2 protein-coding genes are annotated in these 1,461 nt (G+C 69.5%); both read left to right on the top strand.

All coding sequences use genetic code 11. The annotated features are described in order from the left end of the window. Positions 1-252 (top strand): DUF6950 family protein (locus DOO78_RS27995; protein ID WP_408887595.1); only part of this gene is annotated, 252 nt, incomplete at its 5' end. Between the two features lies 1 nt (position 253). After that, positions 254-1,384, top strand: coding sequence for a phage tail protein (locus DOO78_RS26825; protein WP_243634813.1), 1,131 nt, complete (start codon positions 254-256; stop codon positions 1,382-1,384). Positions 1,385-1,461 lie beyond the last annotated feature (77 nt).

The raw sequence follows: 1,461 nt of genomic DNA, 5'->3' as shown, positions 1-1,461 counted from the left end.
TCCGGGACTACTGGCGCCAACACGCCGCGTAACGGAACAGCGCCACCTGACCACAGCCCTACCGTCAAGCAAAAATGCCAGTGGTGCGGAAGCGACGCTTACGCCTTTGCCCGAGCCGGTGACGTCGTGCTGGCGGGTGACCCGGCCCGGCTTGGCGTGGTCGTGGATGGCGGCCGCGCCGCCTTTGTTGGCCCGCGCGGTCTCATCCGCTTCCCGATGACCTGCTGCACCACTGCCTGGAGGATCGGCTGACATGCCCGCTGCCGTCCCCCTGATCGCCGTGGTCGCCGGCGGCATCGCCTCGGCCGCGGTCGGAGGCGGCATCATCGGCGCGGTGGTCGCGGCCGGCGCCGCCTTCGTCGTCTCCTCCATCGGCCAGGCCATCTTCCCGACCAAGAAGGCCGCCTCGACCACCGCCGCGGCCATCGCCGCCGACACCCTCACCACCACCGCCACGACGCGCACTCAGTCCTTCCGCCAGGCCATCACCGAGCACCAGATCGTCCTCGGCCGGGTCAAGGTCGGCGGGCCCATCGTCTTTCTGCACTCGGCGACCGACGATGCCGGGCGCGAGGATGGCTATTTCTACGCCGTCGTCGTGGTGGCCGCCCATCGCGTGCGCGGCATCGGCGAGGTCTGGCTCGGCGACAAGGTGGAAACAGACGAGAGCTTCGCCGGCCTCGTCCGCGTCGATCGACATTTGGGCGAGCCTGACCAGGTGGCGGACGCCAATCTGGTGGCGGAGACCGATGGCAAATGGACCGCGGCGCATCGCGGCCAGGGCCGCGCCTATATCGCCGTCCGCCTCAAGATCACCGCCGAGGCCTTTCCCTCCGGCCCGCCCAACATGGCGGCGATCGTCGAGGGCGCCGACACCATCCTGGATCCGCGCACCGGCGCTGTGGGCTGGTCCGACAATCCGGCGCTCTGTCTCGCCTGGTACATCACCGCCTCCTTTGGCTGGCGGGCCAGCTGGGACAATATCGACATCCCCTGCCTGATCGCCGCGGCGAACATCTGCGACGAGATCATGGGCACGGCTGCCGGCACCGCCGAGCGCCGCTACACCTGCAACGGCACGCTGTCCCTCGCCGAGGGCAAGATCGCGATTACCGAAAAGCTGGTCGCCGCCATGGCCGGGGCGCTGGTCGTCTCGGGCGGGCGGTTCTTCATCCATGCAGGCGGGCCGGCCCTGCCGGTGGCGACCCTGACCTCGGACGACCTGCGCGGCGACGTCACAATCCAGGGCAGCCGGGCGCGGCGGGATCTCTTCAACGGGGTGCGCGCCGTCTACGTCGAGCCCTCCGCCAACTGGCAGCCGACCGATGCGCCGCCGCTGCTGGCCAGCAACTACGTCGCTGAGAGCCCATCCGGGAAGTTCTGATTCAGGCGGAGGGGGTTGCGGCCAGCCGTCGCAGCATGATGCGGATCATGGCCAAGCGGACGAAGGCGCAAGCGATG

The organism is Roseicella frigidaeris, from assembly GCF_003258945.1.
GTDB classification, from domain to species: domain Bacteria; phylum Pseudomonadota; class Alphaproteobacteria; order Acetobacterales; family Acetobacteraceae; genus Paracraurococcus; species Paracraurococcus frigidaeris.
Note: the sequence above shows the minus strand (reverse complement) of the source record. Positions and strands in the feature narration are given on the sequence as shown.